At 74.9% G+C, this 13,186-nt stretch carries 9 protein-coding genes; 4 read left to right on the top strand and 5 right to left on the bottom strand.

Annotation, left to right across the window (positions count from 1 at the left end):
• Positions 1 to 4 precede the first annotated feature (4 nt).
• The 3 genes from ACTWM8_RS07610 to pcaF all read right to left on the bottom strand — a co-directional run bounded on the left by ACTWM8_RS07610 (position 5) and on the right by pcaF (position 4,464).
• Positions 5 to 2,170: a putative bifunctional diguanylate cyclase/phosphodiesterase gene (locus ACTWM8_RS07610; RefSeq protein WP_446213189.1), complete on the bottom strand. Its 2,166-nt coding sequence runs from the start codon at positions 2,168 to 2,170 to the stop codon at positions 5 to 7.
• A gap of 7 nt (positions 2,171 to 2,177) precedes the next feature.
• On the bottom strand, positions 2,178 to 2,996 hold the full coding sequence (locus tag ACTWM8_RS07605; protein WP_446213188.1) for an SAM-dependent methyltransferase: 819 nt from the start codon (positions 2,994 to 2,996) through the stop codon (positions 2,178 to 2,180).
• 262 nt (positions 2,997 to 3,258) lie between these two features.
• Positions 3,259 to 4,464 (bottom strand): 3-oxoadipyl-CoA thiolase, encoded by a 1,206-nt coding sequence (pcaF, locus tag ACTWM8_RS07600; RefSeq protein ID WP_446213187.1) that lies wholly within the window; start codon positions 4,462 to 4,464, stop codon positions 3,259 to 3,261.
• Between the two features lie 110 nt (positions 4,465 to 4,574).
• On the opposite strand from pcaF, the gene ACTWM8_RS07595 reads away from it, so the two are divergent.
• The 4 genes from ACTWM8_RS07595 to ACTWM8_RS07580 all read left to right on the top strand — a co-directional run bounded on the left by ACTWM8_RS07595 (position 4,575) and on the right by ACTWM8_RS07580 (position 8,854).
• Positions 4,575 to 5,540, top strand: coding sequence for a glutathione S-transferase family protein (locus tag ACTWM8_RS07595; protein WP_446213186.1), 966 nt, complete (start codon positions 4,575 to 4,577; stop codon positions 5,538 to 5,540).
• The gene (locus ACTWM8_RS07590) at positions 5,533 to 6,204 is read left to right on the top strand and encodes a DUF998 domain-containing protein (protein WP_446213185.1); all 672 of its coding nucleotides are present in this window, start codon (positions 5,533 to 5,535) and stop codon (positions 6,202 to 6,204) included. The genes ACTWM8_RS07595 and ACTWM8_RS07590 overlap by 8 nt, the downstream gene beginning before the upstream one ends.
• 205 nt (positions 6,205 to 6,409) lie before the next feature.
• Positions 6,410 to 7,708: a dicarboxylate/amino acid:cation symporter gene (locus tag ACTWM8_RS07585; protein ID WP_446214489.1), complete on the top strand. Its 1,299-nt coding sequence runs from the start codon at positions 6,410 to 6,412 to the stop codon at positions 7,706 to 7,708.
• Positions 7,709 to 7,789: 81 nt separating this feature from the next.
• Complete coding sequence (locus tag ACTWM8_RS07580; protein WP_446213184.1) at positions 7,790 to 8,854, top strand: NADH:flavin oxidoreductase/NADH oxidase; 1,065 nt, start codon at positions 7,790 to 7,792, stop codon at positions 8,852 to 8,854.
• Between the two features lie 105 nt (positions 8,855 to 8,959).
• Here the strand turns inward: ACTWM8_RS07580 and ACTWM8_RS07575 are convergent, their stop codons facing one another.
• Both ACTWM8_RS07575 and ACTWM8_RS07570 read right to left on the bottom strand, forming a co-directional pair.
• The gene (locus ACTWM8_RS07575; protein WP_446213183.1) at positions 8,960 to 12,463 is read right to left on the bottom strand and encodes an ATP-binding cassette domain-containing protein; all 3,504 of its coding nucleotides are present in this window, start codon (positions 12,461 to 12,463) and stop codon (positions 8,960 to 8,962) included.
• A gap of 124 nt (positions 12,464 to 12,587) precedes the next feature.
• Positions 12,588 to 13,181, bottom strand: a complete 594-nt coding sequence (locus tag ACTWM8_RS07570; RefSeq protein WP_446213182.1) for a TetR/AcrR family transcriptional regulator — start codon at positions 13,179 to 13,181, stop codon at positions 12,588 to 12,590.
• Between the last annotated feature and the right edge of the window lie 5 nt (positions 13,182 to 13,186).

Genomic DNA, 13,186 nt, shown 5'->3' with positions numbered 1-13,186 from the left:
ACGCTCACGCCGCCTCCCCGCCGCGCAGCCGGGCGGTGATCTCCTCCGCCGGCATCGGCGGGCCGAACCAGCGCCCCTGACCGGTGTCGCACCGCAGCGCCCGCAGCCGTTCGGCCTGGGCGCCGGTCTCCACGGCCTCGGCGGTCACCGACAGCTCCAGCGCGTGCGCGAGCCGGACCAGGGCGTCCACGATGCGCTCGTCCCGGTGGTCGACGGGGGCGTCCGGTTCCTCGGCCCGGATCCCCTCGACGAACGGGCCGGCCAGCTTCAGGCAGTGGATCGGCAGCCGCCGCAGGTACGCGAGGTTGGAGTACCCGGTGCCGAAGTCGTCGATGGCGAGCCGGACGCCCAGCCCGGCGAGCCGGCGCAGCGAGCGCAGCGGTTCCCCGGCGGTGCCCATCACCGCGCTCTCGGTCAGCTCCAGCTGCAACAGCTCCGCCGGCAGGCCCGTCCGGCTCAGCGCGCCCGCCACGGTGTCGACGATGGCCGGGTCGTCGGCCTGCCGGGCGGCCAGGTTGACGCTGACCACCAGCGGCTGCCCGGGGAACTCGCGGTGCCAGGCCCGGGCGTCGCGGCAGGCCTGCCCCAGCACCCACTCGCCGAGCCGGACGATCAGGCCGGTCTCCTCGGCCAGCCCGATGAACCGGTCCGGCCCGACCAGGCCCAGCTCCGGGTGCCGCCAGCGGACCAACGCCTCCACCGCCAGCATCGCCCCGTCCAGCAGCGAGACGATCGGCTGGTAGTGGACCACGAACTCGTCCCGGTCCAGGGCGGCCGGCAGCCCGGCGGCGAGCGCCGACCGGGCGATGTCGGCGGCGCTGCGCTCCGGGTCGTACACCGCCCAGCGGCCCCGGCCCTCCGCCTTCGCCCAGTACAGGGTGGTGTCGGCGGCCTTCATCAGCTCGGAGGCGCTGGTCTCGGCGGCCGGGCACTCCACCACGCCGACGCTGGCGGAGACCGCGAGCTGCTGGTCGCCGACCAGCACCGGGGCGGAGACGGCGGCCAGGGCCAGCTCGGCGACGCCGACGGCGTCGTCCAGCCCGTCGCCCCCGTCGACCAGGATGACGAACTCGTCGCCACCCATCCGGGCGACCAGATGGCCCTGCCCGGCCACACAGTCGGCCAGCCGGCGGGCGATGGTGATCAGCAGCCGGTCGCCGAGGTCGTGGCCGAGGCTGTCGTTGACCGCCTTGAAGCCGTCCAGGTCCAAGAAGCAGACGGCGATCCGCTGCTCCGGACCGGCCCGCTCGAAGCACCGCCCCAGGGTCTCGAAGAACAGCGTCCGGTTGGGCAGGCCGGTCAGCGGGTCGTGCAGGGCCTGGAACCGCAGTCGCTGCTGGAGTTCGTACCGCTCGGTGATGTCCTCGATCATCGCCACCGTGAACCGGGGGCGTCCGTCGTCGTGCCGGATCAGCGAGACCGCCAGGTCGGTCCAGACGACGGTGCCGTCCTTGCGGTGGTAGCGCTTCTCCACCCGGGCGTGGTCGTGCTTGCCCTCGATCAGCTCCTGGTACAGCTCCCACATGCCGGCGGCGTCGTCGACGTGGAACAGCGACGCCACGTTGATCTGCCGCAGCTCGTCGACGGGGTAACCGAGCATGTCGGCGAAGGACTGGTTGACCTCGATGATCTGCCCGTCGATGCCGGCGATGCCGATGCCGATCGCCGCGCCGGTGAAGACCGCGCGGAAGCGCGCCTCGCTGTCGCGCAGCGCCCGCTCCACCGCGTCCCGGGCCTGCCAGGCCGAGCGGGCGATGCGTTCCTGCTGGCTGAAGGTCCGGTTGCGCAGGGCGCGGGCGAACCCGGCCGCGAGCGCCCCCTGCAGCGCCGCCACCCGGTCGGCGACGTCGGCGGGGTGGACCCGGTCCGGCAGCACCTGCGCCAGAAACCGGTGACCCAGGGCGTGCACCGACCAGTCCAGCACCCGGGGCTCGGTGAGGTGCGCCTCCACCAGCGCCCGGCCCACGTCCTCCGCCGGGGTGGCGGAGAACTGCCGGGCGAGCACGGCCTGGCCCAGCCGTACGGTGTGGACGAGCAGCAGCCGCTCGGTCTCGTCCGCGCTCAGCGGCACGAAACCGAGCCGGCGCACCGCCCGGGCCCAGTCGGCGGCGTACCGCTGGGCGCCGGGGCGGTTGACATCGTCCCCGCCGGAATCCGGGACGGCGGCCATGTCGGGCTCAGCCGGCGGCGCGGTCGTACCGGGCGACGCCGCCGAAGGCGCCGAACCGCTCGGGGTGCTCGTCCACGTCGGAGGGTGAGTCGGGCCGCCACAACGGCATGTGCACCACGCCCGGCTCCAGGAGCGTCCAGTCGCCGAAGAAGCCGGTGATCTCGGCCCGGGAGCGCAGCGTGATCTCGGTGGCGGTACGCGCCGACAGCCGCTGCGCGTCGAGCATCTCCTGCGGCTGGTCCTCGAAGGTCGAGTGGGAGATGACCAGGAAGCTGCCGGGCACCGCGGCGGCCCGCAGGGCGGCGAGGATGTCGGCCGGGCGGTCGACGTCGGGGATGAAGTGCACCACCCCGGCGAGCAGGATGCCGACCGGACGGCTGAAGTCGATCAGGCCGCTGGCCCGGGCCTCGTCCAGGATCAGCTTCGGCTCCCGCAGGTCGGCGCGGATCGCGGTGGCCCGGTCGTTGCCGGCGAGCAGCTCCAGGCTGTGCGCCACGGCCACCGGATCGATGTCGACGTAGACGATCCGGGCCTGCGGGTTGGTGGCCTGCGCCACCTCGTGCACGTTGCCGACGGTGGGGATGCCCGAGCCGATGTCGAGGAACTGGTCGATGCCGGCGTCGAGCAGCACCCGGACGGCCCGGCGCAGGAACTCCCGCCCGGAGCGCATGGTGGCCGCCAGGTTCGGCGTCATGCTGGCGATCTGCTCGGCGAGCTGGCGGTCGATCTCGAAGTTGTGCGCGCCGCCGAGGAAGTAGTCGTAGACCCGGGCCGCGCTCGGCCGGCTCAGGTCTATCTCGGCGGGAGTTCCGTCCGGCATCTGCATCGGTTCGCCCCAGTTCGTCGCCGCGGTGCGGGAGGGCACCGGTGTCCGGACGCGCGCAGGCACGCGGAGGCGACACCGGCCGACCCGCGGAAGGTGTGGTGCTGACCACTCTAGGCGCGTACGCCCGAGCGCGGGAGATCCACATTTGGGCGGTGATCAGGGAACCCCAACGGCGTCCCGCCGGCGGCGGTGACCTGCCGGTGTCCCGGCGCCCGGGACACCGGCGGCTGCTCGACCTCGCGCCGCCGACCGGCGCGACGGGTCAGGCCGCGGACTCCAGCATCAGCGCGATGCCCTGCCCGACGCCGATGCACATGGTGGCCAGCGCCCGCCGGCCGCCCCGGCGGCGCAGCTCCAGCGCGGCGGTCAGCGCCAGCCGGGCGCCACTGGCGCCGAGCGGGTGGCCGAGCGCGATGGCGCCGCCGTTGGGGTTGACGTGCTCGGCGTCCTCCGGCAGGCCCAGCTCGCGCAGCACCGCCACGCCCTGCGCGGCGAACGCCTCGTTCAGCTCGACCACATCGACGTCGCCGAGGCCCAGGCCGAACCGGTCGAGCAGCTTACGGGTGGCCGGCACCGGCCCGATGCCCATGATCCGGGGCGGTACGCCGGCCGCGGCGGCCCCGCCGATCCGGGCCAGCGGGGTCAGTCCGTACCGGGCGACCGCGGCCTCGGAGGCGACCAGCAGCGCCACCGCGCCGTCGTTGACGCCGGAGGAGTTGCCGGCGGTCACCGTGCCGCCCTCGCGGAACGGGGTGGGCAGCGCGGCGAGCTTCTCCAGCGACGTCTCCCGGGGGTGCTCGTCGACCTCGACCAGCTTCGTCTCGCGCCGCCCGGCCGGCACGGTCACCGGCACGATCTCCTCGGCGAACCGGCCGTCGGCCTGCGCCTTGGCGGCCCGCTGCTGGGAGCGCAGCGCGAACTCGTCCTGCGCGGCCCGGTCGACGCCGAACTCGGCGGCCACGTTCTCCGCCGTCTCGGGCATCGAGTCGATGCCCCAGCCGGCCTTCATCAGCGGGTTGACCAGCCGCCAGCCGATGGTGGTGTCGTACACCTCGGCGGTGCGGGCGAACGGCGTCGCCGCCTTCGGCATGACGAACGGCGCGCGGCTCATGCTCTCCACCCCGCCGGCGACCACCAGGTCGGCCTCGCCGGCCACGATGGACCGGGCGGCGGTGGCCAGCGCGTCCAGGCCGGAGCCGCAGAGCCGGTTGACCGTGCTGCCGGGGACCTCCTCGGGCAGCCCGCCGAGCAGCGCCGCCATCCGGGCGACGTTGCGGTTGTCCTCGCCGGCCTGGTTGGCGCAGCCGAGCACCACGTCGTCGGTGCGGGCCCAGTCCACCGACGGGTGGCGGGCGACCAGCTCGCGGATCACGTGGGCGGCGAGGTCGTCGGGGCGTACCCCGGCGAGGGCGCCGGCGTACCGGCCGATCGGGGTGCGGACTCCGGCCACGAGGTATGCCACGGTCATCGGCGCTGTCCTTCGGGGGGTGGAAGGGGCTCGGCGGCGGCGCGTCGGCCCGGGTCGCGGGGACGCCCGAGCGCCAGGATATCCACGCGCCGAGCGGATAGGTTGACGGCATGGCCCGGGCCCAGTTCAGCGCAGAGACCGCCGGCGGCGGCGCGTTCGTCCGCCAGCCCAACCGGTTCACCGGTCGGGTCACCCCGCACTCCACCTCGCCGCCCGGTGGCGGGCCGGACGAGCAGGACCGCTGGCCGCTGGAGCCGGGCCGCTACCGGCTGATCTGGTGCCGCGCCTGCCCGTGGGCGCACCGGGCGCGGATCGTGCGCAGCCTGCTCGGCCTGGATGAGGTCGTCTCGCTGGGCACGGTCGACCCGATCCGGGACGAGCGGGGCTGGCGGTTCAGCCTCGACCCGGACGGCTTCGACCCGGTGCTCGGCATCGGCTACCTCTCCGACGCGTACCTGTCCACCGACCCGGACTACACCGGCCGGGTGACCGTGCCGGCGCTGATCGACACGCTCACCGGGCGGGTGGTCACCAACGACTACCCCCAGCTCACGCTGGACTTCTCCACCGAGTGGCGGCGGTTTCACGCCCCGGGCGCGCCGGACCTCTACCCCGTCGAGCTGCGTCCGGAGATGAACGCGTTGATGGCCGAGATCCACCGGGACGTCAACAACGGCGTCTACCGGTGCGGCTTCGCCACCTCCCAGGAGGCGTACGACGAGGCGTACACCGCGCTCTTCGCCCGGCTGGACGCGCTGTCGGAGCGGCTGGCCGGGCGCCGCTACCTGATGGGCGAGCAGATCACCGAGGCGGACGTCCGGCTGTTCACCACCCTGGTCCGCTTCGACGTGGCGTACCACGGGCACTTCAAGTGCAACCGGCAGAAGCTGACCGAGATGCCGGTGCTCTGGGCGTACGCGCGGGACCTGTTCCAGACGCCGGGGTTCGGGGAGACGGTCGACTTCGACCAGATCAAACGGCACTACTACGCCACCCACGAGATGATCAACCCGACCCGGATCGTGCCGCTCGGCCCGGACCTGCACGGCTGGACCACGCCGCACGGGCGTGGCTGAGCCGGACCGGGCCGTCGGCCCCGCCCGGGCCGCCGCCGCGTCGGCCGCCGCCGGCTGTGTGCTGGCCGGCACCGTCGCGGTGATCGTCGCCGTGGTCGCCGGTCCCGGTCCGGGCCTGACCGGGTACGTCAGCGAGGCCGGCGTCGCCGACAGCGCGTACGCCCCGACGTACCGGATCGGGGTCTTCGCCCTGGCCGCGGCGCTGCTGCTGCTCGCCGCCGCGCTGCCGGCGGCGCTGCGCCTCGCCGCGGCGCTGCTCGGCGCGGGCAGCGGGTTCACCCTGCTCTCCGCGGTGGTGACGTGCAGCACGGGCTGTCCGCTGCCGCCGTTCGAGGCGGCGACGGTGGCGGACCTGGTGCACGGCGGGTCGAGCATCGCCGGGGTGGCGGCGGTGGTCTTCGCGATGCTCGCGCTGGCCTGGTCCCCGGCGACGACGCCCGCGGTGCGTCGGATCTCGGCCCTGGGCGGGGCGCTGGCGCTGCCGCTGTCCGGCGCGATCGCGCTGGCCATGCTGATCGCCGGTCGGGGCGGGTTGGTGGGCGGCCTGGAGCGGGTGCTGCTGGCGGTGACCTTCGGCTGGGGCCTGGCGGCGGCGACGGCGCTGGGCCTGCGCCGGGACCCGGCCGTGACGAAGCGGTCAACGGACGGCAACCGCGCCCTGTAAGGAGCCTCACGCCCTTCGGTCCTTCCCGTTGCGCGGTGGCCGGGAGTAGCGTCGCCAGGCGATGACCAATGTCTGGCACCTCACCGTGCGCCTGTACGTCGATCTCCGACTGCAGGCCAGCGGCGTCTGTCCGGCGCGGCCCGCTCTCTGACGCCGCCCGCACCGACCACCGACAGACCTTGGACGCATCCTCATGGCTTCCGCCCTGCGCAAGTTTCCCTTTTCCGCACAGATCCTGCTCGGCCTCGTCCTCGGCGTGGCGCTGGGCTTCCTCGCCCGCGCCAATGACCTGAGCTGGCTGGCCAGCACCCTCGACACCATCGGCGGCCTCTTCGTCCAGCTGCTCAAGCTGGCCGTCCCGCCGCTGGTCTTCACCGCCATCGTGGTCAGCGTGGTCAGCCTGCGCGGCGTGGCCAACGCCGCCCGGCTGGCGCTGAAGACGCTGCTCTGGTTCGGCGCCACCGCGCTGATCGCGGTCGGCGTCGGCATCGGCCTCGGCCTGCTGACCGACCCCGGCAAGGGGGTCAGCCTCGACCTGGCCGGCGCGGCCGCGCCGAAGAAGACCGGCTCCTGGACCGACTTCCTCACCGGCATCGTGCCGACCAACCCGGTCGGCGCGTTCGTCGAGGGCAACGTGCTCCAGATCGTCTTCCTCGCCCTGGTGGTCGGCGCCGCCGCGCTGCTGGTCGGCGAGGCGGCCGAGCCGTTCGTGGCGCTCAACCGCTCGCTGCTGGAGATCGTGCAGAAGGCGCTCTGGTGGGTGATCCGGCTCGCCCCGATCGGCACCCTCGGCCTGATCGGCAACGCCGTCGCCTCGTACGGCTGGGACCTGATCGCCCCGCTCGCGAAGTTCACCACCGCCGTCTACGTCGGCTGCGCGATCGTGCTGTTCGTGGTCTACCCGCTGCTGCTGGTGGCGGCCGGCCGGCTCAACCCGCTGCGCTTCTTCGCCGGCGCGTGGCCGGCCATCGAGCTGGCCTTCGTCTCCCGCTCCTCGGTGGGCACCATGCCGGTGACCCAGCGTTCCGTCGAGCGCCTCGGCGTCCCCCGCGAGTACGCCTCGTTCGCGGTGCCGTTCGGCGCCACCACGAAGATGGACGGCTGCGCGGCGATCTACCCGGCCCTGGCGGCGATCTTCGTCGCGCAGGTCTTCGGGGTGGACCTGGGCGTCACCGACTACCTGCTGATCGCCTTCGTCTCGGTGGTCGGCTCGGCGGCCACCGCCGGCCTGACCGGCGCGATCGTGATGCTCACCCTGACCCTGAGCACGCTGGGTCTGCCGCTGGCCGGCGCCGGCCTGCTGCTGGCCATCGACCCGATCCTGGACATGATCCGCACCGCCACCAACGTGGCCGGGCAGGCGCTGGTGCCGACCATCGTCGCCGCCCGGGAGGGCACCCTGGACCGGGCCGCGTACGACTCCGCCGGCCGGCGTGAGCTGACCGACGCCGAGGAGACCGAGCGGCCGACCCGGCAGGACGGGCTGACCCCGGTCCCTGCCTGAGCCCGCCCGGCCCGACCGCTGATCGAGGAGGGCCCTGCCCGGCAGGGCCCTCCTCGCCACCGCTGACGGAGGATCACCGACATGAGTGCCCTGTTCACCCCGCTCACCCTGCGCGCGGTCACCCTGCCCAACCGGGTCGCCCTCGCCCCGATGTGCCAGTACAGCGCCGGCCCGGACGGCCTGCCCACCGACTGGCACCGGATCCACCTCGGCTCCCGGGCCGTCGGCGGCGCCGGCCTGATCCTCACCGAGGCCACCGCCGTCGTGCCCGAGGGGCGGATCAGCCCGCAGGACACCGGGCTCTGGTCCGACGCCCACGTCGACGCCTGGCGCCCGGTCACCGGGTTCGTCGCCGCCCAGGGCGCGGTGCCGGCGGTGCAGCTCGCGCACGCCGGGATCAAGGCGTCGACGTACCGGCCGTGGGCCGGGCGCGGCGGCGTGCCGGACGCCGAGGGCGGCTGGACCCCGGTCGGCCCCGGCGCCGAGCCGTTCCTCCCCGACCACCGCGAGCCGACGGCGCTCGACGAGGCCGGGATCGCCCGCGTGGTGTCCGCCTTCGCCACCGCCGCCGGCCGGGCGGTCGATGCCGGCTTCGGCGCGGTGGAGATCCACGCCGCGCACGGCTACCTGCTGCACGAGTTCCTGTCCCCGCTGACCAACCACCGCACCGACGGCTACGGCGGCGACCGGACCGCCCGGATGCGGCTCACCCTGGAGGTGGCCCGCGCGGTGCGCGCCGCCGTCGGCGAGCAGGTGCCGGTGCTCACCCGGATCTCGGCCACCGACTGGGTCGAGGGCGGCTGGACCGTCGAGGACAGCGTCGTGCTCGCCGGCGAACTCGCCGCCGCCGGGGTCGACCTGGTCGACGCCTCCTCCGGCGGCGCGGCGGCCCGGGCGAGCATCCCGGTCGGGCCCGGCTACCAGGTGCCCCTCGCCGCGCGGATCCGCCGCGACGCCGGGGTGCTCACCGGCGCGGTCGGCCTGATCGTCGAGCCGGAGCAGGCCGAGCAGATCGTCGCCGGCGGCGAGGCCGACCTGGTGCTGCTCGGCCGGGAACTGCTCCGGGACCCGTACTGGCCCCGCCGCGCCGCCGCCAAGCTCGGCGCCCACCCCGGCTGGCCCGACCAGTACGCCCGCGCCTTCTGACCGGTCGGCCGTTCCACCCTTGATCCACTCCGTTCGCGGCGTGTCGCGGTGTCCCCGTCCAGGGACACCGCGACACGCCGCGAACCGTCGATCATCCGGCCGGGGTCAGCCGGCCAGGTGGCCCCAGTCGTCCTCCAGGTCGCGCCAGGGGCCCTGGGCGGCGACCGCCCCGTCGCGCAGGACCACCACGTGGTCGGCCCGGACCAGGGCCGCGCGTTTCGACGTCGAGCCGACCACGGTCACGCCGTGCTCGCGCAGCGCCGCCCAGAGCGCCAGCTCGGTGGTGACGTCCAGCGCCGACGAGACGTCGTCGGCCACCAGCAGCTCGGTACGCGGTGCCAGCGCCCGGGCCAGCGCCAGCCGCTGCAACTGGCCGCCGGACAGCCGGGTCCCCTTGTGCCCGATGAGCAGCCCGAGCCCGCCCCCGGCGGCGGCCAGGTCGTGGTCGAGCTGCGCGGTCGACACCGCCCCGGCCGCGTCCACCTCGTGGCCGAGCGCGATGTTGTCGGCGACCGTGCCGGAGAGCACCCGGGGCAGCTGCCCGACGTACCCCACCTGCTGCGGGCGCAGGAACAGCTCCGGCTCGGTCACCGGCTCACCGTTCCAGCGCAGCGTGCCGATGTGGTGCACGATCCCGGCCAGCGCGCGCAGCAGCGAGGACTTGCCGGAGCCGACCGGCCCGACGACCAGCACCAGCTGCCCCCGGTCGACGGTCAGGTCGACGTCCCGCACGGCCAGGGTGCCGTCGGAGTGCAGGGCACCGAAGCCGGCCAGCTCCAGCCGGCGCAGCGGACGCCGGGCCGGCGGCACGGGCGCGGGCGCGGTGCCGGCGGCCAGGTCGACCCCGGGGACCGCCGCCGAGTACGTCCCGACCCCGCACATCGCCGCCGTCCGCCGGGTCCAGACCCGCGCCGACGGGTAGTGCGAGACCAGTGACGCGGTGGTCCAGGCGAACCAGCGGGCCGCGCCGAGCGTGGAGACCGCCACCAGGGTCGCCCCGGCGGAGAGCCCACCGGCCAGGTAGAGCGCCCACGCGCCGATCGGCAGCAGGCCGCTGACCAGCGACGGCGTGGACCGCGCCCACACCTGCGCGGAGATCTCCCGGCGCTGCCGGTCGCTGCGCACGGTGTCCAGGGCGGCCAGGTGGGTCAGCACCGGCCGGGTGGCGCCGGCCAGCTTCACCGTGCGGGCCGCGGAGAGCGCGGAGACCAGCGCGGTGGCGAAGGCCGCCCGCGCCGCCACCGTGCCCCGGGCGGACCGCTCCAGCCGGGGCCCGAACAGCGTCGCCGCCAGCCCGGAGACCACCATCGTCCCGGCGAAGAAGAGCGCCGGTACGAAGCTGCCGGTCACCGCCGTCATGGTGGCCACGATCGCCAGGGCGATGAACTGGTCCATCAGGTTGTCGGCGAGCTGCACCACCCGCTCGGTGTCGCCGCTCTGGGCGACCACCTCCGCCGGGGTGTGCCCGCTGACCCGGCGCGCCCCGGTCTGCCCGTGCACCAGGCGCAGGCTGATCCGCAGCATCTGGCGTACCCACCACTGCGGGAACCACAGGTTGGTGTAGAACGGCAGCGGCAGGACGACCAGCAGCGCGGCGGCGATGCCGAGCGCGGGCAGCCACGGGCTGCCGCCGTCGACCACGTCCGCCCAGAGCCAGGGCAGCACCGCGCCGTCCAGGCCGAGCAGTGTGATCACGACGAACATGGCGACCGACACCAGGCCGTACCTCGGGTCGTTGGTGCCCAGCCGGAGGATCTCCCGCATGGTGCGCGCCGGCGGCGGCGCGGGCAGCGGCGGCGGGTCGGTCTTCGGCACCGGCACGGTGACCGGCCGCTCGACCTGAGCCGGTGCCGACGCCGGCGGCTCCAGCTCCCACGGGTCGCGTGGCCCGGGCAGCAGGTCCACCCCGCCCCGGCCCGCGCCGGCCGGGGCGTACGCGGCGGCGTGGCTGCTGGCCAGCAGTTCGGCGAAGCGTTCCGACTCGCGCAGCGGGCCGGCCTCCAGCACCGCGCCGTCGGCCATCACCACCACCTCGTCGCAGCGGCGCACCGAGGAGAGGCGGTGCGCGATGACGATGCCGATCCGGTCGGTGAGCAGCCGCTCGGTGGCCTGGCGCACCCGGGTCTCGGTGACCGGGTCCAACCGGGCGGTGGCCTCGTCGAGGATCACCACGTGCGGGTCGCGGACCAGGATCCGGGCGAACGCCACCAGCTGTTCCTGACCGGCGGAGAGGACGTGCCCGCCCTCGCCCAGCCGGGTCCGGACGCCGTCGGGCAGCTCGGCGATCCAGCCGGCCAGCCCCAGCTCCTCCAGCGCCCGGGTGGCGTCGTCGAGCAGATCGGGGTCGAAGAGCGCGACGTTCTCGGCCAGCGTCCCGGCCAGGATCTCGGTGCGCTGCGGGACCACGGCGACCCACCGGCGCAACTGCTCGACGTCCAGGTCCACCAGGTCGGTGTCGCCGAGGAAGACCGTGCCGCGCGGCACGTCGACCGCGCGGGTGAGCACCTTGGCCAGCGTCGACTTGCCCGACCCGGTCCGCCCGACCAGGGCGTACGACCGGCCGCGGACGAAGGCGAGCCGGATGTCGCGCAGCGCCGGCCCCCGCTCGCCGTCGGCGGTGTCCGGGTAGTGGAAGGTGAGCCCGCGGACGCTCAGGTCGCCCTCGGCCGGGGCCGCGCCGCCCGCCGGCTCCTGCCGGGCGTCGGAGAGCAGTTGCACCCGGGCCCACGCGCCGAGGGCGTACTGCAGGTGGGGCACCCAGCGGGCGATGTGCTCAACGGTGGCCCCGAAGGCGATGGCCAGCAGCCAGATCGCGGTCAGCCGGGCGCCGTCGATCCGGCCGGTGGCCAGTGCCCAGGCCCCGCCGAGCACCACGGCGGCGATGCCGGCGCGGATCGCGCCGGCGGCGATCGTGGTGACCCGCGCGGACATCAGGAACACCCGACGGCACCGGGCCAGCACCTCGGCGGCGCGCCCGGCGTAGAGGCGCAGCACGTACGGCCGGGCCAGGCTGGTCCGCACGTCGTCCTGGCCGTGCACCGCCTCCTCCATCACGGCGGCGAGGTCCGACCAGGCCTCCTCCTCGGCCATCCGGGCCGGGGCGATGCGCGCGGTGGGGCGGCGCAGCACGACGCCGAGCAGGGCGGTGAGCACGAGCATGCCGACACCGGCCGGCCACCAGACGAACAGGGCGCTGACCGTGGCCAGCAGGCAGACCGCCAGCCCCTGGACGAGCCGTACGCCGGTGTTCCGCAGCTCGGAGGCGACCTGGTAGACGTCGTTGTCGATCCGGTCCAGCAGCTCGCCGACCGGCGTGGTCTCCAGCGTGGTCAGGTCCTGCCCGAGCGCCACCCGGCAGAGCCGGCGGCGGACGTCGGCGGACCAGTCGGCGGTGAGCCCGGCCATCAGCAGGCCGATGACGAGGTCGCTGAGGACGGCCGCGACCAGCGCCACCACCAGTAGGGCGAAGAAGGCGGCGGACCGGTGCACCAGGACCGGGCCGGCCAGGGCCGAGGCGGCGGCCTGCCCCGCGGCGCCGAGCACGATCAGGACGACCACGACCGCCATCCGGCGTGGCGCGGTGGCCCAGAGATCACGGAGCAGGCGCATGGGAGGGTCCCTCCGGACTCGGGGTGGTGGCGGTACGTCCCAGCCTGGCCCTCCGGCCGCGACGAATCAACGCAATTACCGCGCCCCCACCCGCGCCCCGACCTGCCCGGCGCTCCCCCGGGGGTCAGGTCTGGGCGACCCGCCGGACGATGCCGAGCAGCGCCTCCTGCACGTCCTCGATCGGTCGCTCCGGCTGGAAGACCAGCCAGTCCACGGCCACCACCAGACCGACGCCGAACAGCGCCGACGAGGCGGTCCGCACGTCCAGGTCGGCGGGGAGGTCACCGCTGGCCACCCCGGCCCGGACGGTGTCGGCGATCACCTCGATCGCCTCCCCGCGCAGCAGGCGCAGGGTCTGCTGCCACTCGCGGTTGGTCCGCCACATCTCCGAGAGCAGCAGCTGGGCGAAGGCCCGGTAGCGCCGGATGTACTCCAGCTCGGCGCGGACCAGGGCGGCGAGCGCCTCGCGCGGCGGCAGGTCGGCCACGGCGGCCCGGAAGTCGGCGGTGAGCAGGCCGATGCCGTGCCGCAGCAGCTCCTCGAAGAGGACCGTCTTGGACTCGAAGTTGTAGTAGACGGTGCCCTTGGCCACCCCGGCGCGGGCCGCGATGTCGTCCACGGTGGTGGCGGAGAAGCCCTGCTCGGCGATGAGTTCCACCGCCGCCACGAAGAGGCGCTGCCGGGTGTCCTCCCGCCGCCGCGACCGTCCGTCCGTCACTCGCC

It is taken from the genome of Micromonospora sp. IBSANI012, assembly GCF_052814045.1.
The sequence above is the reverse complement of the archived record's forward strand: the minus strand, read 5'-3'. Positions and strand labels throughout refer to the sequence as shown.

Bases quoted from the DNA above. Each gene is read 5' to 3' on its own strand.
- ACTWM8_RS07575 (WP_446213183.1), bottom strand. From the start codon at position 12,463: ATGCGCCTGCTCCGTGATCTCTGGGCCACCGCGCCACGCCGGATGGCG.
- ACTWM8_RS07580 (WP_446213184.1), top strand. From the start codon at position 7,790: ATGAGTGCCCTGTTCACCCCGCTCACCCTGCGCGCGGTCACCCTGCCC.
- ACTWM8_RS07595 (WP_446213186.1), top strand. From the start codon at position 4,575: ATGGCCCGGGCCCAGTTCAGCGCAGAGACCGCCGGCGGCGGCGCGTTC.
- ACTWM8_RS07610 (WP_446213189.1), bottom strand. From the start codon at position 2,170: ATGGCCGCCGTCCCGGATTCCGGCGGGGACGATGTCAACCGCCCCGGC.
- ACTWM8_RS07605 (WP_446213188.1), bottom strand. From the start codon at position 2,996: ATGCAGATGCCGGACGGAACTCCCGCCGAGATAGACCTGAGCCGGCCG.
- pcaF (WP_446213187.1), bottom strand. From the start codon at position 4,464: ATGACCGTGGCATACCTCGTGGCCGGAGTCCGCACCCCGATCGGCCGG.